Annotated in this window: 22 protein-coding genes; 11 read left to right on the top strand and 11 right to left on the bottom strand. The window is 72.7% G+C overall.

From position 1 onward, the window contains the following. Positions 1–59 precede the first annotated feature (59 nt). From D581_RS0130790 to D581_RS0130780, 3 genes are all read right to left on the bottom strand, one after another. A complete protein-coding gene (locus D581_RS0130790) occupies positions 60–3,404 on the bottom strand; it encodes a S8 family serine peptidase (protein ID WP_026291062.1) in 3,345 nt (1,114 codons plus the stop codon). Between the two features lie 182 nt (positions 3,405–3,586). Next, positions 3,587–4,135, bottom strand: coding sequence for a GNAT family N-acetyltransferase (locus tag D581_RS0130785; protein WP_018960965.1), 549 nt, complete (start codon positions 4,133–4,135; stop codon positions 3,587–3,589). A 71-nt stretch (positions 4,136–4,206) separates the two neighbouring features. Next, positions 4,207–4,485 (bottom strand): DUF3253 domain-containing protein, encoded by a 279-nt coding sequence (locus D581_RS0130780; RefSeq protein ID WP_018960964.1) that lies wholly within the window; start codon positions 4,483–4,485, stop codon positions 4,207–4,209. A 6-nt stretch (positions 4,486–4,491) separates the two neighbouring features. On the opposite strand from D581_RS0130780, the gene D581_RS1000000140240 reads away from it, so the two are divergent. Continuing rightward, positions 4,492–4,671 carry a hypothetical protein gene (locus D581_RS1000000140240; RefSeq protein WP_078625969.1) on the top strand — a complete coding sequence of 60 codons (180 nt, stop codon included), beginning with the start codon at positions 4,492–4,494 and terminating at the stop codon, positions 4,669–4,671. Between the two features lie 30 nt (positions 4,672–4,701). Here D581_RS1000000140240 and D581_RS0130775 read toward each other — a convergent pair whose 3' ends face one another. Further along, on the bottom strand, positions 4,702–5,640 hold the full coding sequence (locus D581_RS0130775; RefSeq protein WP_018960963.1) for a sigma-70 family RNA polymerase sigma factor: 939 nt from the start codon (positions 5,638–5,640) through the stop codon (positions 4,702–4,704). A 10-nt stretch (positions 5,641–5,650) separates the two neighbouring features. After that, positions 5,651–6,844 (bottom strand): FAD-dependent oxidoreductase, encoded by a 1,194-nt coding sequence (locus D581_RS0130770; protein ID WP_018960962.1) that lies wholly within the window; start codon positions 6,842–6,844, stop codon positions 5,651–5,653. A 527-nt stretch (positions 6,845–7,371) separates the two neighbouring features. Here D581_RS0130770 and D581_RS0130765 point away from each other — a divergent pair. Genes D581_RS0130765 through D581_RS0130745 form a run of 6 tightly spaced genes read left to right on the top strand, consistent with a single transcriptional unit; the run spans position 7,372 to position 11,907 of the window. Continuing rightward, positions 7,372–7,674, top strand: coding sequence for an urease subunit gamma (locus tag D581_RS0130765; RefSeq protein WP_026291061.1), 303 nt, complete (start codon positions 7,372–7,374; stop codon positions 7,672–7,674). Continuing rightward, entirely contained in the window at positions 7,671–8,042 is a 372-nt protein-coding gene (ureB, locus tag D581_RS1000000140235) for an urease subunit beta (RefSeq protein ID WP_078625968.1), read from the top strand. Before D581_RS0130765 ends, ureB begins: the two co-directional genes overlap by 4 nt. Beyond that, positions 8,030–9,733 carry an urease subunit alpha gene (locus D581_RS0130760; RefSeq protein WP_018960960.1) on the top strand — a complete coding sequence of 568 codons (1,704 nt, stop codon included), beginning with the start codon at positions 8,030–8,032 and terminating at the stop codon, positions 9,731–9,733. Before ureB ends, D581_RS0130760 begins: the two co-directional genes overlap by 13 nt. Continuing rightward, a complete protein-coding gene (locus D581_RS0130755; RefSeq protein WP_018960959.1) occupies positions 9,733–10,398 on the top strand; it encodes an urease accessory UreF family protein in 666 nt (221 codons plus the stop codon). The genes D581_RS0130760 and D581_RS0130755 overlap by 1 nt, the downstream gene beginning before the upstream one ends. After that, positions 10,391–11,143: an urease accessory protein UreG gene (ureG, locus tag D581_RS0130750; RefSeq protein WP_018960958.1), complete on the top strand. Its 753-nt coding sequence runs from the start codon at positions 10,391–10,393 to the stop codon at positions 11,141–11,143. The genes D581_RS0130755 and ureG overlap by 8 nt, the downstream gene beginning before the upstream one ends. Next, on the top strand, positions 11,140–11,907 hold the full coding sequence (locus D581_RS0130745) for an urease accessory protein UreD (protein ID WP_018960957.1): 768 nt from the start codon (positions 11,140–11,142) through the stop codon (positions 11,905–11,907). The genes ureG and D581_RS0130745 overlap by 4 nt, the downstream gene beginning before the upstream one ends. Positions 11,908–11,966: 59 nt before the next feature. Here D581_RS0130745 and D581_RS0130740 read toward each other — a convergent pair whose 3' ends face one another. The 5 genes from D581_RS0130740 to D581_RS0130720 form a co-directional block, all read right to left on the bottom strand. Continuing rightward, on the bottom strand, positions 11,967–13,223 hold the full coding sequence (locus D581_RS0130740; RefSeq protein WP_018960956.1) for an ABC transporter permease subunit: 1,257 nt from the start codon (positions 13,221–13,223) through the stop codon (positions 11,967–11,969). Then, on the bottom strand, positions 13,220–14,080 hold the full coding sequence (locus tag D581_RS0130735; protein ID WP_026291060.1) for an ATP-binding cassette domain-containing protein: 861 nt from the start codon (positions 14,078–14,080) through the stop codon (positions 13,220–13,222). The genes D581_RS0130740 and D581_RS0130735 overlap by 4 nt, the downstream gene beginning before the upstream one ends. Positions 14,081–14,184: 104 nt before the next feature. Continuing rightward, on the bottom strand, positions 14,185–15,273 hold the full coding sequence (locus D581_RS0130730; protein WP_018960954.1) for a substrate-binding domain-containing protein: 1,089 nt from the start codon (positions 15,271–15,273) through the stop codon (positions 14,185–14,187). A 107-nt stretch (positions 15,274–15,380) separates the two neighbouring features. Further along, on the bottom strand, positions 15,381–16,853 hold the full coding sequence (locus tag D581_RS0130725; RefSeq protein WP_018960953.1) for an FGGY-family carbohydrate kinase: 1,473 nt from the start codon (positions 16,851–16,853) through the stop codon (positions 15,381–15,383). Positions 16,854–16,970: 117 nt separating this feature from the next. Beyond that, positions 16,971–18,026: a 2-hydroxyacid dehydrogenase gene (locus D581_RS0130720; protein WP_026291059.1), complete on the bottom strand. Its 1,056-nt coding sequence runs from the start codon at positions 18,024–18,026 to the stop codon at positions 16,971–16,973. Positions 18,027–18,227: 201 nt separating this feature from the next. Here D581_RS0130720 and D581_RS0130715 point away from each other — a divergent pair, with 201 nt between their 5' ends. The 3 genes from D581_RS0130715 to D581_RS0130705 all read left to right on the top strand — a co-directional run bounded on the left by D581_RS0130715 (position 18,228) and on the right by D581_RS0130705 (position 21,255). Continuing rightward, the gene (locus tag D581_RS0130715) at positions 18,228–18,878 is read left to right on the top strand and encodes a histidine phosphatase family protein (protein WP_018960951.1); all 651 of its coding nucleotides are present in this window, start codon (positions 18,228–18,230) and stop codon (positions 18,876–18,878) included. A gap of 5 nt (positions 18,879–18,883) precedes the next feature. Next, on the top strand, positions 18,884–19,660 hold the full coding sequence (locus D581_RS0130710) for a DeoR/GlpR family DNA-binding transcription regulator (protein WP_018960950.1): 777 nt from the start codon (positions 18,884–18,886) through the stop codon (positions 19,658–19,660). A gap of 122 nt (positions 19,661–19,782) precedes the next feature. Then, a complete protein-coding gene (locus D581_RS0130705; RefSeq protein WP_018960949.1) occupies positions 19,783–21,255 on the top strand; it encodes an FGGY family carbohydrate kinase in 1,473 nt (490 codons plus the stop codon). A 129-nt stretch (positions 21,256–21,384) separates the two neighbouring features. Here D581_RS0130705 and D581_RS0130700 read toward each other — a convergent pair whose 3' ends face one another. Then, the gene (locus D581_RS0130700; RefSeq protein WP_051114663.1) at positions 21,385–22,290 is read right to left on the bottom strand and encodes an SDR family oxidoreductase; all 906 of its coding nucleotides are present in this window, start codon (positions 22,288–22,290) and stop codon (positions 21,385–21,387) included. Between the two features lie 35 nt (positions 22,291–22,325). Between D581_RS0130700 and D581_RS0130695 the strand changes: the two genes are divergently transcribed. After that, positions 22,326–22,886, top strand: a complete 561-nt coding sequence (locus D581_RS0130695; protein WP_018960947.1) for a TetR/AcrR family transcriptional regulator — start codon at positions 22,326–22,328, stop codon at positions 22,884–22,886. Positions 22,887–22,967 lie beyond the last annotated feature (81 nt).

Genomic DNA, 22,967 nt, shown 5'->3' with positions numbered 1-22,967 from the left:
CGTTCCGGCGGGCCGCTTCGCCCGGGATCACCCCGGGCGGTGTTCCGCCCGGGGGCGCCTCACCTGCCGAAGAAGGCGTTGTGGATCGTGACTGCCGACTCGTTGCCGTTCTTGTCGGTGACGACGGCCTTCAACGAGATCGCCTTGTCCTTCGCCGGGGCGCTCACGGTGACCTTGCCCGCGGTGACCTTGGCGGGCAGCCACTTCTCGTTGTCGTACGACACCGTCACCCGCAGCGACTTCAGGCCGGCTCCGGCCGCCGCGCCCTGCACCACGACGGGGAACGTCTGCTGGGAGCCTGCCGGAACGGTGGAGTCCAGCGCGAGCCGCGGCTGGAAGCGGACCGTGGAGACCGGCAGCGTCGCCGGAGCTTCGGTGCGGGCCGAGGTGAAGGTCCACGAGGCGTCGATCCGGTTCCCGGCGCGGTACACCGCCGGGTTCCGGTTGATGGTGGTCGCCACCTTGTACGTGGCGGACTCCGCAGGCAGCGCGAAGAACCGCTCGTCGATGGCCGCGTCCTCCTTCGCGTACAGCACGCCGTCACGGTGGATGGTGGTGGTCGCACCGGCGTACCGGGCGAATCCGGGATGGCCCGGCCCGTCACTGACCAGCGCCAGCGAGCCGTAGAGGTTGTCGCCGTCCCGCACGAGCCCGTCGCCGGCCTCGATCCGTGGCCCCATCACACCGGCGTGGAAGGTCTCGGTGTGCGTCGTCCCCGGCTCGAAGCGTCGTGACCGCGCGAAGGAGTAGGCCCCTTCGACCTGCCGGTCACCGGCCGCGTCCTTCTCACCCAGCACACCGGCCGCGATGTTCCAGACGGCGTCGTCGTCCGTGGACAGGTACACCTTCCGGGTCCCCGGCAGGGGGTGCGCCGAGTAGAGCGCGGCGATCCCCCCGTTGGCCAGTTCACCGTCGGCCCTAACGATGCCGTCGAGGCCGGGCACGGACGCCCCGATCCGCACCTTCACCAGGGCCATGTTCTTGGTCGTGTACGTCTTGCTGTAGCCGGTGGCCAGCTCCGGGACCAGGCTCCCGGCGAGCGCGTTGTACTCGGTGGCCCCCTGCTTCCAGTGGGCGGACCACTGCTGGTAGAGAGAGGAGTCGCCGGTCACCGGGGAACCCTGGTACGCGGTGCGGACGTTGTCGAAACTCGTGAAGTCGCTCCACAGCGTGATGCCCGTCTCGGGGGTGTTCAGGGCGTACATCATCCCCGCGCGCGTCGGAGTGGCCGCCGCGTCCGGCACCTTGAACGTCACCGGCCGGGTGGTCCGGGCGTCGAGGTCGACCGTGGTCGGGCCGGTCACCGAGAACCGGGGGTTGTTGATCAGATCGGCGCCCTTGCCCGGAGCCGCGGGGTCGACCAGCATGTCGGCCGACAGGTTGTAGGTGCCGCGCGGCAGCCGGACGGTGGCCGAACCGGACGACAGGTCAGGGAAGAACCGCAGGCCCGAGGCCTGACCGACGTACCCCTTCAGGTCCGCCTGCCAGCCGGTGCTGGGCGCGCCGTCCCGTCCGGTGGCGTTGAAGGTGACCTCGTAGGACTCGGCCTCGCGCTCCACCGCTGCCGCCGTGCGCACGCTCTGGCCGCCCCCGGACGCCACGACCGTGGCGGAGTAGGAGCCGTCGACCGTACCGCCGAGGCGGGTGTCGGCCGTCAGGTCCACGGCGGCGGTGCCGCCCGCCGGGACCGTGACCCGCTGGGCTCCGAGGGTGAAGAAGCCGGCCGGGGCGGGCTGTCCGTCCCCGCCGGTCGGCGCGGACAGCGACAGGTCCAGCGTCACGTCGGCGCTGCCGTTGTTGCGGTACGTCACCTGCTCGGTGACGGGGGTGTCGTCGGTGTGGGGCCAGGTCTGGGTGCCCAGGTTCACGGAGACCGGCTCGGCGACGACCGTCTGGTCGATCGCCTTGTCGACGGTGAGCCGGCCCGCGCCCTGCTGGAAGACCGAGTGGGCGCCGTCCTTGGCGGAGCCCGTCAGGGCGGCCTTGATCCGTGCGCCCGTCCAGGCGGGGTTCTTCTGCTTGAGGATCGCCGCGGCCCCCGCGACGTGCGGAGTCGCCATCGACGTGCCGTTCAGGCTGTGGTAGCCGGGCGGGTTCTGCCCCGCCACGCCCTCCGCCGCTGCCGCCGTGATCGAGGCGCCCGGCGCGGTGATGTCGGGCTTGACGGCCTTGTCACCGGTACGGGGGCCGACGCTGGAGAAGTCGGCCATCAGGTCGTTGTCGTCGACGGCGCCCACGGTCAGGGCCGCGTCGGCGCTGCCCGGCGACGCGACCGTGCCCTGGTTCGGCCCGTTGTTGCCCGCGGCTATCGCGAACAGGACGCCCTTCTCCGCGGAGACCTTGTTGACCTGGGCTTCCAGCGGGTCGATTCCGGGGGTGTCGAGGCCGCCCAGGCTCATGTTGATGACGTCGGCGCCCTGGGCGACGGCCCAGTCGACCCCGGCGATGATGCTGGAGTCGTCACCGGCGCCCCGGTCGTCGAGCACCTTCGCGTTGATCAACCGGGCTCCGGGGGCCACGCCCTTGAACCGGGCGTCCTTCGCTCCCGTGCCGGCCGCTGTGGAGGCCACGTGCGTGCCGTGCCCGTTACGGTCCTTGGCGTCCGGGGAGCCGCTGAAGTTGTGCTCGGCGACCACCCGGCCCGCCAGGTCCGGATGGGTGGCGTCGATGCCCGTGTCCACGACGGCGATCTTCACACCGGTGCCGTCGAACGACCGGGCCCAGGCCGCCGGGGCGCCGATCTGACCGGTGCTGCGGTCGAGCGAGGCCTTGCGCACACCGTCGAGCCAGATCCGCGCGATGCCGGACGCGGTGGCCGCCGAACCGTCCTTCCGCTGACGCGTCAGGGCGTCCCACAACGCGCCCTCGCTGTCGGTGGCCGCGGCACTGGTGACGGCATCGGCATCGAGGGCCGACAGGGTCCGGCGGACGGTGGTGCCGTCGGCGGACCGCACCTCGGCACGGGCGGACCCGGCCGCCCCTCCCCGGTAACCGACGATCACCTTGAGGCCGGCCCGGTGGGCCTTGAGGCTCTCCGGCTCGGCCAGAGCGGTGATGTCGAACAGCCGCCGGTCCAGCCTGCCGTCGGCGATCAGCTGCCGGGCGTCACGCGGCACCACATGGGTGCGGCCGTCGTGGATCTCGGTGAAGAAGGGGATGTCCTCCCGGCCCTTGGCCCGCTGGATGCCACCGACCCGGCCCTTGGCGTCCACGAGGACGCGGTCACCGGTGATCAGGGTGACGGTGTCGACGGTCCGGTCGTCTGCCTTTAAGGCCTTGGCGGTGGTCGGCGGTGCCGGGTCCGGGCCGCCGGTCTTCCCCGACGCCGGAGCGGTCATGCCCGCCGTCAGGGCGACCGAGGCGGCGGCGACGAGCGCGTACGCCCTCGTTGATCTTTTTCGCAAGATTGCCCCTGCTCAGGAGTGGTTCGGGCGGGCGAAGGCCCGGCCGCACGGGGCGCGTTCGGATACGCGTTCGGCCCCGGATTCCTGAAGTATGCAGAGGCCGTTCGGGCGCACTCAATGATCGTTGTGTAACAGCGGAGCGCCGTGATCCGCCTTGCGCGCGAGGGCGTGCGGCACCTCGATCAACCGGACGGAGTGACCGGACTCCACACGCCGAACCACTGCTCGGCGCCGTACTCCTCGAACCGCGCCACCTCGGTGAACCCCAGCTTCCGCGCGAGGCGCATCGAGGGGGTGTTGGCGATCTGTGTGCAGAGGACGACCGGTTCGCCCGGCCGCGCGGCGGCGAACCAGCCGAGTACGGCGGCGCACGCCTCGGCGGCGTATCCGGACCCCCACGCCCGGGGCAGGAACATGTACCCGAGCTCGGCGCGGTCGCCGTCCGGATCGAGGCCGCCCGGCCGCTCGGCGGCCCGGCGTTGGAGCGTGACCGTGCCGACCATCGCTCCGCCCAGGTCCACGACGAAGAGACCCCGGCGCTGTCCCGGCACCTCGGGAACGGCCCGTTCGAGTTCATCACGCGGACGGGGGCCGCCGAGGTGGACGCCCACCTCAGGCGATGCGAACAGTTCGATGAACGCCGCACGGTCCCGGGCCGCGGACTCACGGAGCACGAGCCGCGCCGTGTCGATCGGGGCAGGTGGCCAGGCGACGCATCCGAGTTCAGTCATGGCGGGCAAACTACCGCGCCCGCCCGCAGCAGCGCATCAGGTGCCCTGCGCGATGAGTCGGCGCGCGGACGTCAGCGGGCGCGGCGCATCCGGATCCGGATCGGGCCCCGGGCCTCGTCCGGTGCGACGGGGCGGCCTCCCTGGGTGATCTCGACCCGACCGGCTCCGACCAGCCGCCGGGCCGCCTGGCGGGCGGGCTCCATCAGGGAACGCCAGCCGTCGTCGTCGCCCCGGTACACGGCGCGCGCGGCGTCGGAGGGGCAGATGGTGGCGTTCGGGCCACGCCGCTTCAGCAGGTCGATGATCGCCTGCTCCAGGCGTCTGCCGTTCCGTTGCTCGTCCTCGGGCACCTCTCCATGGTGTCACCGGTACGCCGGCGGCGCGCGGAGCCGGGGAACCGCCTCGGGGGCCCGGCAGGCGACCATCTCACCCACCCCCAGCTGTCCCTCACTCCTCTCACCTGCGCGCCCGAGCCGCCTCCCGCGGGCGACGGGAACGCGCTCGACGCGTGGATCAGCGCGCACATCGACTGGTGACCGTCCACCACGTGCCGGTCACCATGGGGGTCACCACGCGTCGATGACCGGTACGCCGGGTTCGTGGTGCTGCCACGCCTCGTCGAGGCGCGCGAGCCGGTCCGTGGCGGCGATGCCGTACAGGGAGGCGACCTTGCCGTCGCTGATCTCGAACGCCACGGCGCCCACGACCCGGCCCCCGACCACGGCGACGACGGCCAGGGTGCCGTTGACCCGCGCGAGATGCATCGCGAGCGAGCCGCCGGCCAGCCGCCGCTTCGCCGGCGTCGGCTTGAAACCCGCCCGCACGAAGGAGGCGACCCGCTCGCGCGACGTGTACCGCAGCAGCCGCCTGGCCAGTCCGGCGCCGTCCGAGACCGCCGTCACGTCGTCGGTGAGCAGCGCCACCAGCCGATCGGTGCGCCCGGACGTGGCGGCGGCGAGGAACTCCTCGACGACCCGGCGCGCGGACGCGGGGTCTGCCGCGCCGCCGCGGCGACGCTCGGCGGCGACCCGGGTACGGGCCCGATGAGCATGCTGCTGGCTCGCCGACTCGGTGATGTCGAGGATCGCGGCGATCTCGGCGTGGCTGTACGAGAAGGCCTCACGCAGGACGTAGACGGCCCGCTCGGCCGGCGAGAGGCGCTCCAGGAGGGTCAGTACCGCCAGGGTCACCGATTCACGCTGCTCGAAGGTGTCGGCAGGGCCGAGCATCGGGTCACCGTCCAGGAGCGGCTCGGGCAGCCACGCGCCGGCCGTTCGCTCGTGACGTGCCTGTGCCGAGCGGAGCCGGTCGAGGCAGAGGTTGGTGGCGACCTTGGTCAGCCACGCCTCGGGTACCTCGATCCGCTCGCGGTCCGCGGCCTGCCAGCGCAGGAACGTGTCCTGCACGGCGTCCTCGGCGTCGTCCGCCGAGCCGAGCAGACGGTATGCGAGCGAGGCCAGCCTGCTCCGGCCGGCCTCGAACTGATCGACGGCTGCGCTGTCCATGCGCGACAGCCTAGGCGGCGACCCGCGTACCGGCCCGGCCGGGCGCGGGGGCAAGCCGGTGCCTGCGCTTCGGCAGGCCGAAGGTCGGATGGGCGATGCCCCACCAGGCGCCCTTGAGCACACCCGACTTGAGCCGTGCGGCGGTCCGGCCGCCCAGGTACCAGGCCTTCGACCGGACGTCTCCGTCCACCATCTGGAAGATGGCGTCCCGCCGTCCGAGGCTGATGTGGTTGCCGAAGTACTTCAGCCCGGTCGTCGGCGGGACCTCACGCCCCGTCAGGCGCGCGATGATCGCGGCGGTCGCCCGCATGTTGGTGAGACCGGCCGAGGCGCAGGACATCGGCAGCGGCCGGCCGTTCTCGCCGATCGCGTAGGCGCAGTCGCCCGCGGCGTAGACGTCCGGGTGGGAGACCGAACGCATGGTGCGGTCGACGACGATCTGGCCCGTCCCGGCGACCTCCAGGCCGGCGGCGGCGGCCATGGGGTGTACGGCGAACCCGGCCGACCACACGGTCACATCGGCCGGGATGGACCTGCCGTCGGCGGTGAGCACCCGGGTCGGCTCGACGGCGTCGACGGCGGTGTGTTCGTGCACGGTGACGCCGAGCCGGTCGAAGGCGCCGCGCAGATGACGACGCGCCTTCGGGGAGAGCCAGGCGCCCAGCTCGCCGCGGGCCGCGAGCGCGACCGAGAGCCCGGGTCGCGACTCGGCGAGCTCGGTCGCGGTCTCGATGCCGGTCAGCCCCTCGCCGACGACCACGACGGTGCCGCCCCCGCCCAGGCCGGCCAGGCGCTCGCGCAGACGCAGCGCCGAGGACCGGCCGGCCACATCGAAGGCGTACTCGGCCGCGCCGGGGACGTCATGGTGGGCGACGGAGCTGCCGAGCGCGTAGAGAAGGGTATCGTAGGCGAGTTCACCGGCGCCGTCCTCGCCGGCCACGGCGACGGTCCTGTGCCCGGGGTCGATACCGGTGACACGCGCCAGACGCAACCGCACCCCGGTGTCCGCGAACACGTCGGCGAGCCTGCGGGACGCGAGCTCCTGGCCACTGGCGAGCTGGTGCAGGCGCATCCGCTCGACGAAGTCGGGTACGGCGTTGACGACGGTGATCTCGGTGTCGGCGGGGGAGAGTCTGCGGGCCAGGCTGCCGGCGGCGAAAGCCCCGGCGTAGCCGGCGCCGAGTACGACGATGCGGTGCTGCATGATATGGCTCCTGTCTCGTTCGCGTACCCCTTGAACGGGACAGCGCTCCGATTGCTGACAGGGGTCGGATGTGAGGCGGGTCACCCGGCGGACCCATCCCTTCGGCGCCCGGCTCCGAATCACTGGTGAGGGCGGGCCCGGACTTCTTCCGAAGGAGCAGGTGGGATCGATGACCCGGACACGATCACTCCTCACCCCTGATCTTCCGCCCCGTTTCGAGACGCCGGACCTTCCGGGGGCGCGGACCGGCGACGCCGTTCGGTCACCACTGCCTCCCGCGCGGGACCAGGGCGGACGGGGCGAGGCACCACCACCGGAACCCTCCGGTCGGCCCGCTGCGACCCGCTGAACCCGGTAGTCACCCGACCGAATTTTGTACGTTTTGCCCGTATGTAGTGGGTCGTAACCGCAAAAAGGGACTTTTTGCCGTGCGCAGGAATTTGCCACGCCGCGAAGAGAAGAGCTATAAGAGGCATGTGGTTCAGGCGCCGCCGGGAATTCCGGGGAGGCCGCCATGGAGGTTTCCCATGTTTCTGACTCCGTCCGACACGGAGAAATTGCTACTGAGTGTTGCCGGAATGGTCGCCCGTGACCGGCGTGCCCGCGGCGTCCGCCTCAACTACCCGGAGACCGTCGCCCTGCTCGCGTGCTGGGCGATGGAGCGGGCCCGTGAGGGAGCCCCGGTCAGCGAGCTGATGACAGCGGGGAGGGCCGTGCTCACCCGTGCTGAAGTGCTGGAAGGCGTCCCCGAGATGCTGCACGACGTCCAGGTCGAGGCGACCTTCCCGGACGGGCGCAAGCTCGTCACGATCACCTCGCCGATCCCGTGATCCCGGGCGAGATCCGGACCGGTTCCGGAGTCGTGCACATCAATGCCGAAAGCACGGTATTGCCTCTCACCGTGGTGAACGACGGAGACCGGCCCATTCAGGTCGGATCCCATCTGCATTTCTCCGACGCGAATCCGGCACTTTCTTTTGACCGGGCCGCCGCCCGGGGATTTCGGCTCGATATTCCCTCGGGCACGTCGCTGCGCTTCGAGCCGGGGGTCGGCGTCGACGTCAGCCTCGTCGAACTCCGCGGCCGCCGCCGCGTTCCCGGCATCGTGCTGCCCGAGGCCCGGACACCCGCCCCCGCCCCCGCTCCCGCTCCCGCTCCCGCACCTCGAACGGAGGACCTTGTGACATGGCCCAGCTGACCCGTGCCGCCTACGCCTCGCTCTACGGCCCCACCACCGGGGACCGGATCCGCCTCGCCGACACCGATCTCTGGATCGAGGTCGAGGAGGACCGGTGCTTCGGCGGCGACGAGGCCGTCTTCGGGGGCGGCAAGTCCATCCGCGAGTCGATGGCCCAGGCCACCGCGTCCCGGGCCGAGGGCGCACCCGACCTGGTCATCACCAACGCGGTCGTCCTGGACCACTGGGGCGTCGTCAAGACCGACATCGGCGTCCGCGACGGGCGGATCGTCGCCCTCGGCCGCTCCGGCAACCCCGACATCAGCGACGGCGTCCATCCGGATCTGGTGATCGGCCCGGGCACCGACGTGATCTCCGGCGAGGGCCGCATCCTCACGGCCGGAGCCGTCGACACCCATGTCCACTTCCTGATGCCGGAGACCCTCCACGAGGCGCTCGCCACCGGCACCACCACCGTCATCGGGGGCGGCACCGGCGCCACCGAGGGCTCCAAGGCCACCACCGTCACCCCCGGCGCCTGGAACCTCGCCATGATGCACCGGTCCCTGGACCGCGTCCCGCTCAACGTCATGCTGTTCGGCAAGGGCTCCACCGTCGGCGAGGAGGCCCTGCGCGAGGCGGCCCTCAGCGGCGCCGGCGGCTACAAGGTCCACGAGGACTGGGGAGCCACCCCCGCCGCGATCGACGCCGCGCTGCGGGCGGCCGACGCGTACGGCCTCCAGGTGGCGCTGCACGCGGACAGCCTCAACGAGGTCGGCTACGTCGAAGGCACCCTCGACGCCATCGCCGGACGCGGTATCCACGTCTTCCACGCGGAGGGCGCGGGCGGCGGCCACGCTCCCGACATCATCACCGTGGCCTCCCACCCCAACATCCTCCCGGCGTCCACCAACCCGACGCTCCCGCACACCGTCAACACCGTCGCCGAGCACCTCGACATGCTGATGGTGTGTCACCACCTCAACCCCCGGGTCCCCGAGGACCTCGCCTTCGCCGAGTCCCGGATCCGGGCCACCACCATCGCCGCCGAGGACGTGCTGCACGACATCGGCGCACTGTCCATCACCTCCTCCGACGCCCAGGCGATGGGCCGCATCGGCGAGGTCGTCTGCCGCACCTGGCAGGTCGCCCACGTCATGAAGCAGCGCTTCGGCGACCGCGGCAGCGAACTGCCCGCCGACAACGAGCGGGCGCGCCGGTACGTCGCCAAGTACACGATCTGCCCGGCCGTCGCCCACGGCATCGACCACGTCGTCGGCTCCGTGGAGCCCGGAAAGCTCGCCGACCTGGTGCTCTGGGACCCCGCCTTCTTCGGGATCCGGCCCGCCGCCGTCATCAAGGGCGGCATGGCCGTGTACGCGCCGCTCGGCGACGCGGGCGCGGCGATCCCCACCACACAGCCCGTCCTCATGCGCGCCACCGCCGCCGCCGAGGCCGCGCCGCACCTGTCCGTCAGTTTCGTCTCCCCGTTGGCGCTGGCCGACGGACTGGCCGAACGGCTCGGCCTGGCCCGGGAGTTGGTCGCCGTACGGCCCACCCGCCACCTCACCAAGGCGGACCTGCCGAACAACACGGCGCTCCCGGCCATCGATGTCGACCCGGAGACCTTCGCCATCCGCATCGACGGGGAGCTCGTCGAGCCCGCCCCCGCCGCCGAACTGCCGCTGGCCCAGCGGTACAGCATGTTCTGATGGCGCTTCTCGCCCCCTACCTCCTCGCCGACGGGCGGCTCCCGGTCGGCGCCCACACCTACAGCGCGGGCCTCGAACCGGCCGTCGCGGCGGGCCTCACCCGCGCGCAGATCCCCGCCCTGCTCAGGGCCCGCCTGCACACCACCGTCGTCACGGAAGCCGCCGCCGCCGTACTCGCCCTGCGCGCTGCCCTGCGCGATCCGGTGGAGTACGCGCCCGTGCAGGAGACGCTCGCCGCCCGGACGCCGACGGCCCCGCTGCGCGAGGCCTCCGCCGCACTGGGCCGAGGCGTGCACCGCCTCGCCCGCCGGCTGGCCCCGGACCATCCCGCGGTCACCGCCCTGACCCGGCTCCACCCGCGCCCCCTGCGGCCGGTGACCCTCGGGGCGCTCGGGGCCGTCCTGGGGGTGGGGGAGGAGGCGTTGGCCCACGGCGTCGTGTACGACGAACTGCAGACCATCGCCTCCGCCGCGCTCAAGCTGCTGCCCGGCGACCCCCTCGACTCGGTCGTGTGGATCGTCGCCGCCGAGGCGGAAGCCGCGAGAGCCGTCACCGAAGCACTGGCCGTGCGCACCCCCGCCGAACTCCCCGCCCGTACACCACCGCTCACCGAGCAGTGGGCACTCGAACACGACCGACGCGAACGGAGACTCTTCCTTGCCTGACAACGCTTCCGCCCAGCAGCCCGGACAGCCCGCCCAGGGCCCCAACGAGCACTACCATCAGCCGCTCAACCAGCCGCGCGCCCTGCGCATCGGCGTCGCCGGCCCCGTCGGCACCGGCAAGAGCTCCATCCTCGCCACCCTCTGCCGCGAACTGGCCGGCGAGCTCTCCATGGCCGTCGTCACCAACGACATCTACACCGACGAGGACGCCCGCTTCCTCCGCTCGGCCGGCGTCCTGCCCACCGAGCGCATCCGCGCCGTCGAGACCGGAGCCTGCCCCCACACCGCGATCCGCGACGACGTCAGCGCCAACCTCGACGCGGTCGAGGACCTGGAGGAGGCCTACGGACCGTTGGACCTGGTGCTCATCGAGAGCGGGGGCGACAACCTCACCGCCACGTTCAGCCCCGCCCTCGCCGACGCCCAGCTCTTCAGCATCGACGTGGCGGGCGGCGGGGACGTCGCCCGCAAGGGCGGCCCGGGCATCACCGGCGCGGACCTCCTGGTCATCAACAAGACCGACCTGGCCCCGCATGTGGAGGTCGACGTGGCCGCGATGGTCGCCGACGCCGAACGGGCCCGCGACGGTCTGCCCGTCCTCGCGCTGTCCAAGCACGACCCCGAGTCGATCGCCCAACTGGCCGACTGGGTGCGGGCCGTGCTGGTACGCCACCGCTCCGGCACCCATGTGCCGACCGACCCCGGCCCGATGGCGCCCCACAGCCACAGCCACGACGGCTCGTGACCGGCCCGCCCGCGCCCGCAGCACGCCCGGCAGAGCCCGACGACCCCACGGTCGTCGCCGTCGAGCGTGACGCCTCCGGCCGGCACCTCGCCCGCGAGCTGTCTCCCGGGGCGTTCCTCGCCCCCCGCCCCCTGCTGCCCTGCGCGGACCGCCTGCGGATCGCCCTCGTCGGCACCCGGGCGGGACTGCTGGCCGGCGACGATCTCCGGCTGCACGTCTCGGTCGGCCCGGGGGCCCGCCTGGAACTGGTCGAACCCTCCGGCCTGGTGGCGTACGACCACCGGGGAGGCAGATCGGCGTGGCGGGCCAGGATCGACATCGCGGCGGGAGGCCGACTGGACTGGGACGGGAAGCCGTTCGTCGTCGCGCACGGGGCGTGGGTCGACCGCACCATGGAGGTGACGCTCGCGCCCGGCGCCCGGATGCTGTGGCGCGACACCCTCGTCCTGGGCCGCTCCGGGGAACGCGGCGGCCGCGTCCGGGCCAGGACCCGCGCCGTGCACGAGGACCGGGAACTGCTGGTCGAGGACCTCGACCTGACCGACCCAGACATTCGCGAACTGCCCGGCGTCCTCGGCCCGAACCGGATCATCGGCTCCGTCACCGCCCTCGGCGCCCGCCCGCCGGGACCGCCCCACCCCTACCGGACGGACCTCGCGGGCCCAGGGGCCCAGGTCCGGCTGCTGGACACCGAGGCCCCGGCGCTGGAAGCGGAGCTGTCGGCACTGTGGGACCACTGGCGGGCCGAGAACGAAAGCGAATGACGCTCGTCAGGGGCCTCCCAGCACCGTGAAGGGGGTGGGTACCGCATACGGGCGGTGCCTCAGGCCCTGCCGTGGGAGACCCGCGAACGCCGGGCCACGGCATCCAACGACACCGCCAGCAGCAGTACCCCGCCGGTCACCATGAAGCGGTACGCGGAGTCGAGATTCAGCAGCGTGAGCCCGCTGGAGATGGACTGGATCACGAGAACCCCGAGCAGCGCGGCGAACGCGGTGCCCCGGCCGCCGAACAGACTGGTGCCGCCGATGACGGCCGCCGCGATGGCGTTGAGGTTGACGTCACCGCCGCCGCTGCTCTGGTTGGCCGCCGCGAGCCGTGCGGCGGAGAGGACGCCGCCGACGCACGCGAGCGTCGCGCACAGCACGAACGCGGTGGTGAGGACGGCCCTCACGTTCACGCCCGCACGCCGGGCGGCCTCCATGTTGCCGCCGACCGCGTACATCGACTTGCCGAACGAGGTGCGGGACAGGACGTAGTGCAGCGCCAGCACCAGGGCGAGGAAGAACACGAACATCCACCCCACCCCCCGGTCCCGGTTGAGATACCAGACCGCCGCGCCGAGGCCGGCCAGCAGCGCCAGACTCCGTCCGGCGAGCAGGCGCCGGGAGGCGGCGGTGAGCCCCGCCCGGCGGCGCTCCGACGCGCGGGCGGCACCGGTCGCGTACAGCACCGCCGCGCCCGCGACGACCAGCGCGTACGCCAACCAGGGTGGCAGGAACTGGAGTTGGGCGAAGGCCACCAGGCCCGAGTCGTAGGGCAGGTTGATCGATCCCTTGGGCCCGAGTATCCACAGCTGCACGCCGAGGAAGCCGAGGAGACCGCCGAGGGTGATGACGAAGCTGGGTACCCCGATCCGGTTGTGGACCTGGGCGTACAACCAGCCGATCAGACCTGCGAGGGCCAGCGCGACGGCGACGGCGAGCCAGGCCGGCAGCCCCCGGTCCACGAAGAGGACCGCCAGTACGGCAGCGCCGAGGCCGCTGACCGAGCCGACCGACAGATCGATCTGGCCGACGAGGAGGACACAGACGACTCCCAGGGCGATGATGCCGACCGGCACGCTTTCGAGGGCGAGGTTCGTGAGATTCGCGCTCGACAGGAAGATGGGGTTGAGGATCTGCATCACGCCCCAGATCACGACCAGCCCGGCGAGGACGGGCAGGAGGCCGAGGTCGCCGCCGCGCAGCCGGACGAGAACCGCTCGCAGGCGGTCGCGCGCACCGGCGGACCGGGGCGCCTGCTCGACGCGCTCGCCGGGGGAGAGCTCCGGGCTCGTGACAGCGGCCGGTTCCGTCATGATGCTTCCCCCTGGTGCACCGCGCCGGGCCGGTACGCCGGCTCCGTGCTGTCGCCCGTGGCCCGGTCGCGGCCGGCGCGGCGGCTGACCACGTTGTCGGTGGCTCCGGTGATGGCCGCCACCAGTTCCGACGCCGTCGTCCCGGCCGCTTCGAAGACTCCGTTGTTGCGGCCGAGCCGCAGGACGGCCACGGTGTCGGCGACGGCCCGCACATCGGCCATGTTGTGGCTGACCATGATGACGCCCAGCCCACGCTCCCTCAGACGCTCGATCAGATTGAGGACTTCCGCCGTCTGCGCCACGCCCAGGGCGGCCGTCGGCTCGTCCAGGATGATCACCTTGGGGTCGCCCAGGAGCGTCCGCGCGATGGCCACCGTCTGCCGTTGGCCGCCGGACAGGGCCGCGACCGGGACGCGCACCGAGGGGATCTTCGCCGACAGCTCCCCGAGCAGAGCACGGGAGCGGACCTCCATGCCCACCTCGTCCAGGCGCAGCCCACGCGACTCGCGCCCGAGGAAGAGGTTCTCCACCACGTTCAGGTTCTCGCACAGGGCGAGGTCCTGGAACACGGTCGCGATGCCGAGCCGTTGTGCGGTGGCCGGGGAGGTGATCGCCACGGTCGCGGCACCGAAGCCGACGGTTCCGGCGTCCGGCTGGTGCACCCCGGAGAGGACCTTGACCAGGGTGGACTTCCCCGCGCCGTTGTCGCCCACCAGAGCCACGACCTGCCCCGCGGCGACGTCGAGGTCGACATCGGTGAGTGCGGCGACGGCGCCGAAGGATTTGCTGATTCCGCGCAGGGAGAGCAATGAGCCGCCCGGCGCCTCGTGAGGGGAGGGCAAGGAGTCAGCGGACATGGACCGGCCTTCCGGAGGCGGGCGGGCGGGGGCAGTGGTGGTCCGGGCGGGCGTCCCACCCCGCCGCGGACGGTCGTGGACGCCGCGCGGTCGGGCCGGTGGGACTACGTGAGGCCCGCCTCGGCACAGGCGGCGGCGTACGTCGTCGTGCACACCTCGGCGGTCTTCAGCGGCTTCCCGTCGCCCACCAGAACCTCCGCGATGTTCTCCCGGGTGACCACGGTGGGGGTGAAGAGTTCCGAGGGGGTGCCGAAGAGCGTGGTGTCGCCCCGGGGCCTCTCTCCCCGGGCGAAGGCGAACGCCGCGGTGGCGGCGGCTTCCGCGACGGTCTTGATGGGCTTGGAGATGGTGTTGTACTGGTCGCCCTTGACGATCCGCTGGGCGGCGGCGAGTTCGGCGTCGTTCCCGGTCACCGGCGGCACGGTCGCTCCGGCCGCTTTGAACGCGGCGATGGATCCGCCGCCCGTGCCGTCGTTGGCGGCGACCACTCCGGCGATCCTTCCCGGGAACTTGGCTATCTGGCCGCTGACCCAGCTCTGCGCCTTCCCCGGTTCCCAGGCAGGGGTGTCGTACTCGGCGAGGAGCTCGAATCCGCTGGAGTCGACCGCGCTGTGCATGCCCTTCTTGATCAGGCCCGCCGCCGCGTCGGTCGGTGATCCGTTGACCTGGAGGAGGCCGCCCTCGGCCGAGGTGGCCTTGAGGTGCTCCACCAGGGACGCGCCGATCATGGAGCCGATCTTCTCGTTGTCGAAGGAGACGTAGTAGTCGGCCTTGACCGCCGGGATCGGCCGGTCGTACGCGATGACCGGGACCCCTCGGCCCTGTGCCGTACGGACGGTGCTGGCCGCCGCGGCGGAGTCGACCGGATCGATCACGATGACGTCGGCGCCCTGCGCGAGCGCGGAGTCGGCCTGCTGTTGTTGCTTCGCGGCGTCGCCGCCCGCGTTCTGGTACAGGACCTCGCAACCACCGCAGAGATCCTTCACCTTGGCCCTGAAGAGGGGAGCGTCGTACAACTCGTACCGGGTGGAGGCGATATCGGGCATCAGGAACGCGATCTTCGCGTCCTCCGGTGACGTGCCGTCCGTGCCGTCCGTGCCGTCCGGCGCCTTCGTCGTACACGCGGCGGCGGAGACGATCACCGCCGTCGCGGACAGTGCAGCGGCGAACGATCTGACAGAGCGTTGCTTCACTGGAATCTCCTGGTCTTCAGGCGGAGAGCCCTCCTTCGCGTCAAATTAACAGCGCACGTGTTAGTAGTGTCAATGGGCATGTCATAAATAACAGGGCGGCCGGCCGTTCAGGGGTGTCCGGGCAACCGTGCGCGAGCCCCCCACTCCGCCCGGGCCGTCGCCAACTCCGCCCGGTACCGCTCGTATCCGTCCTCGTACAGCGCCCGTACGTCCTCGCGCGGATCGACGACCCGGTGGCGTCCCGGAGGGGCCTCGTACCCGGGGGACAGGGAGGCGCGGGCGACGGACACCACACCGAGCGCCCCGACCTGCTCCTCCAGCGGAACGCGGACGGGCCGGCCGAGGACGTCGGCGATCAGCCGGGCCCACATCACCGACCGGGTGCCACCGCCGCACAGGGCGAGGGTGCCGCGCAGCCCCGCCGTGTCCAGGCAGTGCCTGGCGGCGTAGCCGATGGCCTCGCAGACGGCCCGCACGGCGTCCTCCCGGCCCGACGCCAGGCTGAGCCCGTCGAGTCTGCCCTGGGCCGACGGCTCGACGAACGGGGCCCGTTCGCCCGCTTCGGACAGGAAGGGGAAGGCGTGGACGCCCCGGGCTCCGGGCGGGCTGTCGGTGAGGAGGGCGTCCACGTCGGCCGTGGTCGCGCCGACGAGGGCGAGCACCCACTCCAGCGCCGCAGTCCCGACCATGGCGGGCATGGCGCGCAGCCAGCGGCCGGGGGTGGGCGTGCACAGCCACATGCCGGCGGGCTCGGCGAGCGGATCGAGATCGACGCGGTCGGTCAGCACCTGGCTCGCGAGGGTCGTGCCGAGGATGAGAACGCCGTCCCCCACCTCGCGCACCCCGCTCCCGATGGCGCAGGCCGGCAGGTCGTACGGCCCCGCCACGACCGGCAGCCCCTCGGGCAGCCCCAGGAGTCCGGCGCCGCGACCGTCCAGCCCGAGCACCGTGCCCGGAGCGGCGGGAGGAGGCAGCAGCCCCGCCCGGTCCTCGACACCGCAGGCGGCCAGGGCCCGGGGCGCGTAGCGGCGGGTCCGCGGGTCGAGGAACGGCAGCGTGGCGTCGGACGCGTCGAGGCACACCCGGCCGGTGAGGCGCTGGGCGACCGCGTCGACGCAGTACCCCGCGACGGCGGCCCGGTCCAGCGAGTCCGGTTCGTGCTCCTGGAGCCAGTTCAGCAGCGGGCCTTGGCACCCGGGGAATATGCCGGACCCGGTGTGCGCGAAAGCGGTGCTGATCGTGCCGTCCACCAGCCAGCGCGTCACCAGTTCCGAGGCCCGCGCGTCCATCCAGGAGATGGCGGGCCGCACCGGGCGGCCCTCGGAGTCCCGCAGCCACAGACCGTCCCCCTGCCCGGTGAGCGCCACGGCGTCCGGCGGCCGGCCGACCGCGGCGGCGACCTCGCGCACGACGCTGCCGACACCGGCCACGACGTCGTCGAGATCCTGCTCGACCCGTCCGCCCGGCAGCATGGCCAGATGCGAGCGCCGGCTCGCGGAGGCCAGGGCGCCGCCCGTCCCGTCGAACGCCACGGCCTTGGTGACCGACGTCCCGATGTCCACACCGATGATGGTGCTCACGCGTGGTGCCTCCTGTACGAGCCGGTAGCAGCCGATACGAGCCGAGGGGTTGGCGGGCGACGGGTTACGGCGACGGCGGCCGTCAGCGCCGACCGGCCGTCGGCGTCAGACCGGCCGTCAGGGCCGACTGGCCGACAGGACATCGGGGTTCGCGAGGTGGGACAGCTTCTCCCCGCGCAGGAAACGGCCGACCTCGGCGGCGGTGATGGCCGCCGCCCGGTGCGCCGTCTGCCGTGTCGCGCCCGCGAGATGGGGCGTGGTGATCACGTTCGGCACGTCGCGCAGGGCCCAGTCTGCGGGGATCGGCTCGATGTCGTACACGTCGAGGGCGAGCGCCCCGAGAGCGCCGCCGCGCAGCAGCCCCGGCAGCGGAGCGTGGTCGAGCAGTCCGCCGCGGGCGGAGTTCACCAGGACCGCACCGCGCGGCAGCAGCCCGAGGCGGCGGGCGTCGATCAGGTGATGGGTCTCCTCCGTCAGGCGGGCGTGCAGGCTCACCACCTGACTACGGATCAGAAGAGTGTCCAGATTGACGAGTTCGACGCCCTCCGCCTCGGCCGTCGCGCGGTCGGCGTACGGGTCGGCCGCCAGCACCCGGGCCCCGAAGGCACGCAGCACCCGTGCCACGATGCGGCCGATGGCGCCGTAGCCCACGAGTCCGACCGTGGCACCGCCGAGCTCACCGCCGCTCTCCTCGTACGCGTACAGATCGCCCCGCCAGACGCCCCGCTTGAGCTCCGCGTCGGCGGCGGTGATCCGGCGCATCGCGGCGAGCATCAGCCCCACGGCGAACTCCGCGGCGGCCTGGGCGTTGCGGCCGGGGGCGAAGCTGACCCGCACTCCGTGACGGGTGGCCGCGGCCAGGTCCACATTGACCGGCCCGCCCCGGGAGACGGCGACGAGACGCAGTGCGGACGACGCGGCGAACACCTGCTCGGTGAACGGGGCCATCTGCGTCACACAAACCGAGGCCCCGGCCAGCGCCTCGACGAGCTCGCCCTCCGTACCGCTCGCCTCGCGGACCTCCGCGACCGGACCGAAGGGCTCGTGGGGCCAGGGGAGGATCAGCTCTGCGAACTCCGGCAGCTCCCGGCCCGTGCGGGACAACTCCTGGCTCACTGCCGCGCGGATCAACGAGGGGCGGACGAAGTGGTCGCCTGCGGCGAGGATGCGCATGACGTCGGATTCCTTCTGCGAGGAGAGCCGGTGGGGTTGCGGGGCGAGCAGGCCGGAGTGTGAACCGGCCGCCACAGGCCGCCCCTGGGCTGTGGAATTTCTGTTAAATTTAACAGCGCTCACGTGAACCGGCAATGCGCACGGCGCGCACGGCCTGTCGCTGATCCTTCGGACGCGCCTCGACCTCGAAAGGGCCTCTCCATGACCTCTCGTCTCCTGCTGGTACGCCACGGCGAGACCGAGTGGCACGCGGAGAACCGGTATGCCGGTGTCACCGACGTCGCCCTGACGCCCAAGGGTGTGGCCCAGGGAGCCGACCTCGGATCCTGGGCCGTCCGCAGCGGCGTGGACGCGGTCGCCTGCTCCCCCCTCGGCCGCGCCCGCCTGACCGCGGCGCCCGCGGCGGCGGCGCTGGGGCTGACGGCGGAGGTGCAGGAGAGGCTGCGGGAAGTGGACTTCGGATGGGGCGAGGGCAGGACCATCGAGGAGATGGCCTCGGAGGACCCCGAAGCCGTACGGCGGTTCCGCGAGGACGCCGGCTCCGGAGCCTTCCCCGGCTCCGAGCCGGTCGCCCTGGCCGCGGCGCGGGCGACCGGCTCCCTGCGCGACCTCGCACACCGTCACCAGGGGGGAAAGGTGCTCGTCGTCGCTCACAACACCCTGCTGCGCATCGCCCTGTGCGAACTCCTCGGACTTCCCCTCGGGCGCTACCGACGGATCTTTCCGCGACTGGACAACGGGGCCGTCACGGAGATCGAGATCCGCGGCACGGAGACGGCGCTGCGCTCGCTCAACGTGCCCACCGTCGTGCCCCCCGCCTCGGCGCCCGGCCCGGGCCCTGCGGGAGACTGATCCCCATGACCAAGAGATCCGCCGAAGAGCGGCGACGGCTCATCGCCGACCATGTCGTGGAGCAGGGCACCGCCACGGGCGCCGCCCTCGCCCAGCTCGCGGGCGTGAGCCTGATGACCGTCCACCGCGACCTCGACGACCTCGCGCGGCAGGGGGTGCTGCGCCGCTTCCGCGGCGGCGCGTCCGCCCTGCCGTCCACCGTGTTCGAGTCGAGCCTCGACTACCGGCTCGGCGTCAACACGGCGGAGAAGAACGCCGTCGCGCGCGCCGCCGCCGCGCTGGTGGAGCCCGGAATGTCGGTGATGCTCGACGACTCCACCACGGTCCTGGTCATGGCCGGCCTGCTGGTCGACCTCGCCCCCCTCACCGTCGTCACCAACGCCCGCCGGGTGCTCGACGTCTTCACCGGGTGCGAGGGCATCCGCCTGATCGCCCTGGGCGGCGAGTACTCGCGCACCCATGACTCCTTCCTCGGGATGCCCTGCGTCGAGGCGGTGGAGGCGCTCTCCGTCGACCTGGTCGCGGTCTCCACCTCGGCCCTCGACGCCAGGACGGCCTACCACCAGGAACAGGACGTGGTGCTGGTGAAACGGGCGATGCTCACGTCGGCGGCCACGAAGGTGATGCTCATGGACCACACCAAGCTCGCCCGGACCGCGCTGCACCGGGTGGGGCCCGTCGGCGACCTGGACCATCTCGTCGTGGACGACGGGGCGGACGCCGAACTGCTCGGCAAACTCCGCGAGCGGACCCGGGTGACGGTGGCGGCCGTCGCACCATGAAGCGGTTCCTCCCGCCATGATGGAACGCTTGTTGACTTCACACGCACGTGACCACGCGACGGACCGCCACCTGATCGGTGGACATCAAAGGCCCGCCCCGCAGGGGAAGGACGCTTTCCGCCATGAGCAGTGCATCCCGTCGCCCCCCTCCCCACGCCCCGGCCGTGATCGGCGTCGACGTGGCGACCGCGTCCGTCCGCACGGTGTGCGTGGACGGGCAGGGGCGCGTACTCGCCGAGGCGCGGGGCGAACTGCCGACCCCCGTACGGACCGCCGCCGGGACGAGCGAGCAGGACGCCCGGTCGTGGTGGCCCGCCGTACGCTCGGCGCTCCGCCGCACCACCGGCGCGCTGCCCCGGGGCGGCCGCGAGGTCGTCGCGGTGGCCGTGTCCGCCACGTCAGGAACCATCGTCCCCACCGGGACCGACGGTGTCCCGCTCGGCCCGGCCCTGATGTACGACGACCGGCGGGCCGCCGACGTCAACGCCGAGGCGCAGCGGGCGGGCAGCGCCCGGTGGGACGCGCTCGGCCTGTCCGTGGGGCCCACCGCTGCGCTGGGCCGGGCCGTCTGGTGCCTGCGGACGTACGGCTCGGGCCTGCGCCACGTCCTGCACACCCCCGACGTCATCGGGCGCGCGCTGACGGGTCATCCCGTCGCCACGGACTGGAGCCACGCACTCAAGTCGGGCTACGACGCCCGGGCTTCGGAGTGGGCGTACGAGGTCTTCGACGCCTTCGCCTTCCCGCTCGCGCTGCTCCCCGCCGTACGCGCCCCCGCCACGGAGGCCGGGGTCGTCGGCCCGGAGGCGGCCGAGGCCACGGGCCTGCCCGAAGGGTGCTCCGTACGCCTCGGGGTGACGGACGGCTGCGCGGGACAGATCGCCACGGGGGCGGTCGAGCCGGGCCGCTTCGTGGGCGTGCTGGGCACCACGTACGTCCTCAAAGGGGTCTCCGCGGACCTGGTCCGCGACGCGACCGGAGCGTTCTACAGTCACCGGCACCCCGACGGCTGGTGGCTCCCCGGCGGTGCGTCCAACACCGGAGGGGAGTGCCTGGCCGACATCGCCCCGGCCCGCCTGCCCGCGCTGGACGCCGCCGCGGCGGCCCGGGGTCCCGCCTCGTACGTGCGCTACCCGCTGCGCCGTGACGGCGAGCGGTTCCCCTTCGTCTCCGGCGCGGCGCGCGGATTCGAGCTGGGCGGCCCCTGCGACGAGGCGGACGCCCACCGGGCCGCACTCGAAGGAGTCGCCTTCGTCGAACGCCTGGCCCTGGACCGGGTCGAGCGACTCGGCGTTTCGGTGCTCGGCCCCCTGCACGCGGCCGGCGGGGGCAGCCGCAGCACCGTTTGGACGACGATCCGGGCCACCGTCCTGGGGCGCCCGGTCCGGGTCGCCGAGCGCGCGGAGACGGCCTTCGGCGCCGCACTCCTCGCCGCGACCGGCACGCTCCACGAGGACCTCGCGGCGAGCGCCGCGGCGATGGTGCGCGGCGGCGCCCTCGTCGAGCCGGTACCGGAGGAGCGTCCCGCCCTGGACGACGCCCATGGCCGCTTCGTCGCGGCGCTGCGCGAGCGGGGCTGGCTCCCGGCCGACTGACGCGTGGTGCTTCGCGCGTACGCGACGGCTCACCGCCGTCCCGAGCCGCACCGCCGGCCCGGGCGCCTTGGGCAGCGGCGGATCCGCCGACCGAGGCCCGTGCCCGGCGGGCGGACGCGGGAGATCGGCTCAGTCGACCGTTCCTGTGAAGTCGCAGGCGTGGTCGCGGGCCCACTGCACGTAGGAGCGTCCCGGTCGGCCGAGCACCTCGGCGAGGGTGAGGTAGGCGTCGTCGGAAGCGGGGTTCGCTTCCCGGGGTTCGTCGGTCACGCCCTCCACCCCGTCGTAACTGGTGAAGCCGTACAGCCAGGCGGCGTTGTCGGCCGCGAACCCGCCCTGCTCGCGGTAGAAGCGGAGCGCCTCTTCGGGCGTCACCTCGTCGAGGGCGATGTCCTCTCCCACCGCCTCGGCGATGAGGGCGACCTGTTCGCGCTTGGTGAGCGTATCGGGGCCGATGATCGTGTCGATGCGTCCGCGGCGGTCGTGATCGAGCAGGTCGGCGACGATGACGTCCGCGATGTCCTGCTCGTGGATCGGGTTGCCGGCCTGGTCGGGAAACGGCTCGACCGCCCGCCGGCCGGAGCGGATGGACGGGCCCCAGATGAGCAGGGCGTTGGTGGCGAACTCACCGGGCCGGACGATCGACCAGTCGAGCCCGGACGCCTGCACCGCGCGCTCGACGGGCAGGTTGTAGGTGGTGTCGTGGCCCGCGGTCACGGCGGCGGACGACACGACCACGATGTGCTCGATCCCTGCCTTCCGCGCGCATGCGACGACCTCGACGGCCGTGTCGGGCACCGCGATCAGCACCAGCGCCTTGGCCGCCTCGAAGGCGGTGCCGAGCGTCGCCGGCTCGTGGACGTCGCCGGCCACCACCTCCACGGCGGGAGGCAGAACGCCGTGGCGGGGCCGCCGGGACACGGCTCGCACCGGTCGGCCGCTGCTCAGCAGCCCGTCGACGACGCGCCTCCCGAGCACGCCGGTCGCACCGGTCACCACGGTAAGAGGCAATGAACTATCAGAATGAGACTTCATAGTCTCATAATGGCACTGTGCTTTATGATCCGGCAATGGAGTTGTCACCGCAGAAGCAGCGCACGCGCCGTGCCGTCCTCGACGCGGCGGCCGGTGAGTGGGCGCGGGATCCCGCCGCGAGCCTGGGGCGCATCGCCGAGGCGGCCGGTGTCGGCCGGGCGACCGTCCACCGCTACTTCCCCGACCGTGAACACCTCCGGTCGGCGCTCACCAGTGACTCCTGGGCTGCTCTTCACGCGGCGATCGTGGAGGCCGCTCCCGGCTCCGGCTCGGTGTCGGAGGTGATCGACCGGATCGTCAGCGCCATGGTCCACGTCGGTGACCGGGTACTGTTCCTGTTCGCCTCGGCGGGGGAGGACCCCTCCCGCGCGGACGCCGCGGTGGCGGGTGCGGTCGACGAGATCCTCGTCGCGGAGATCCGCAGGGGCCAGCGGGGTGGCGAGCTCGACTCCACCGTCCCGGCCGAGTGGATCCAGCGCATGGTGTGGAGCATCGTCTACACCGGCCTCCACGCGACCGGAGACGGGCTCGTCGCACGCCACGGCGTCGATGACCTGATCCGCTGGACCCTTCGCGGCGCCATCTGCGCGCGCTGAGGCGGGTGCCGACACCGGGGGGTGGCCCGAACGGGTCCGGGAGGCGTGGGCACTTCGGTGCGGCAGCGGTCTCGGGAAAAA

This window comes from Streptomyces sp. CNB091 (genome assembly GCF_000377965.1).
Note: the sequence above shows the minus strand (reverse complement) of the source record. Positions and strands in the feature narration are given on the sequence as shown.

What these genes read in the sequence shown, in the direction of transcription:
- D581_RS0130765 (WP_026291061.1), top strand. Translation starts at nt 7,372, where the DNA reads ATGTTTCTGACTCCGTCCGACACGGAGAAATTGCTACTGAGTGTTGCC.
- D581_RS1000000140240 (WP_078625969.1), top strand. Translation starts at nt 4,492, where the DNA reads ATGGTGTCACCGGTACGCCGGCGGCGCGCGGAGCCGGGGAACCGCCTC.
- D581_RS0130785 (WP_018960965.1), bottom strand. Translation starts at nt 4,135, where the DNA reads ATGACTGAACTCGGATGCGTCGCCTGGCCACCTGCCCCGATCGACACG.
- D581_RS0130720 (WP_026291059.1), bottom strand. Translation starts at nt 18,026, where the DNA reads ATGCGCATCCTCGCCGCAGGCGACCACTTCGTCCGCCCCTCGTTGATC.
- D581_RS0130715 (WP_018960951.1), top strand. Translation starts at nt 18,228, where the DNA reads ATGACCTCTCGTCTCCTGCTGGTACGCCACGGCGAGACCGAGTGGCAC.
- D581_RS0130695 (WP_018960947.1), top strand. Translation starts at nt 22,326, where the DNA reads ATGGAGTTGTCACCGCAGAAGCAGCGCACGCGCCGTGCCGTCCTCGAC.
- D581_RS0130700 (WP_051114663.1), bottom strand. Translation starts at nt 22,290, where the DNA reads ATGAAGTCTCATTCTGATAGTTCATTGCCTCTTACCGTGGTGACCGGT.
- D581_RS0130755 (WP_018960959.1), top strand. Translation starts at nt 9,733, where the DNA reads ATGGCGCTTCTCGCCCCCTACCTCCTCGCCGACGGGCGGCTCCCGGTC.
- D581_RS0130760 (WP_018960960.1), top strand. Translation starts at nt 8,030, where the DNA reads ATGGCCCAGCTGACCCGTGCCGCCTACGCCTCGCTCTACGGCCCCACC.
- D581_RS0130775 (WP_018960963.1), bottom strand. Translation starts at nt 5,640, where the DNA reads ATGGACAGCGCAGCCGTCGATCAGTTCGAGGCCGGCCGGAGCAGGCTG.
- D581_RS0130710 (WP_018960950.1), top strand. Translation starts at nt 18,884, where the DNA reads ATGACCAAGAGATCCGCCGAAGAGCGGCGACGGCTCATCGCCGACCAT.
- D581_RS0130735 (WP_026291060.1), bottom strand. Translation starts at nt 14,080, where the DNA reads ATGTCCGCTGACTCCTTGCCCTCCCCTCACGAGGCGCCGGGCGGCTCA.
- D581_RS0130705 (WP_018960949.1), top strand. Translation starts at nt 19,783, where the DNA reads ATGAGCAGTGCATCCCGTCGCCCCCCTCCCCACGCCCCGGCCGTGATC.
- D581_RS0130740 (WP_018960956.1), bottom strand. Translation starts at nt 13,223, where the DNA reads ATGACGGAACCGGCCGCTGTCACGAGCCCGGAGCTCTCCCCCGGCGAG.
- D581_RS0130770 (WP_018960962.1), bottom strand. Translation starts at nt 6,844, where the DNA reads ATGCAGCACCGCATCGTCGTACTCGGCGCCGGCTACGCCGGGGCTTTC.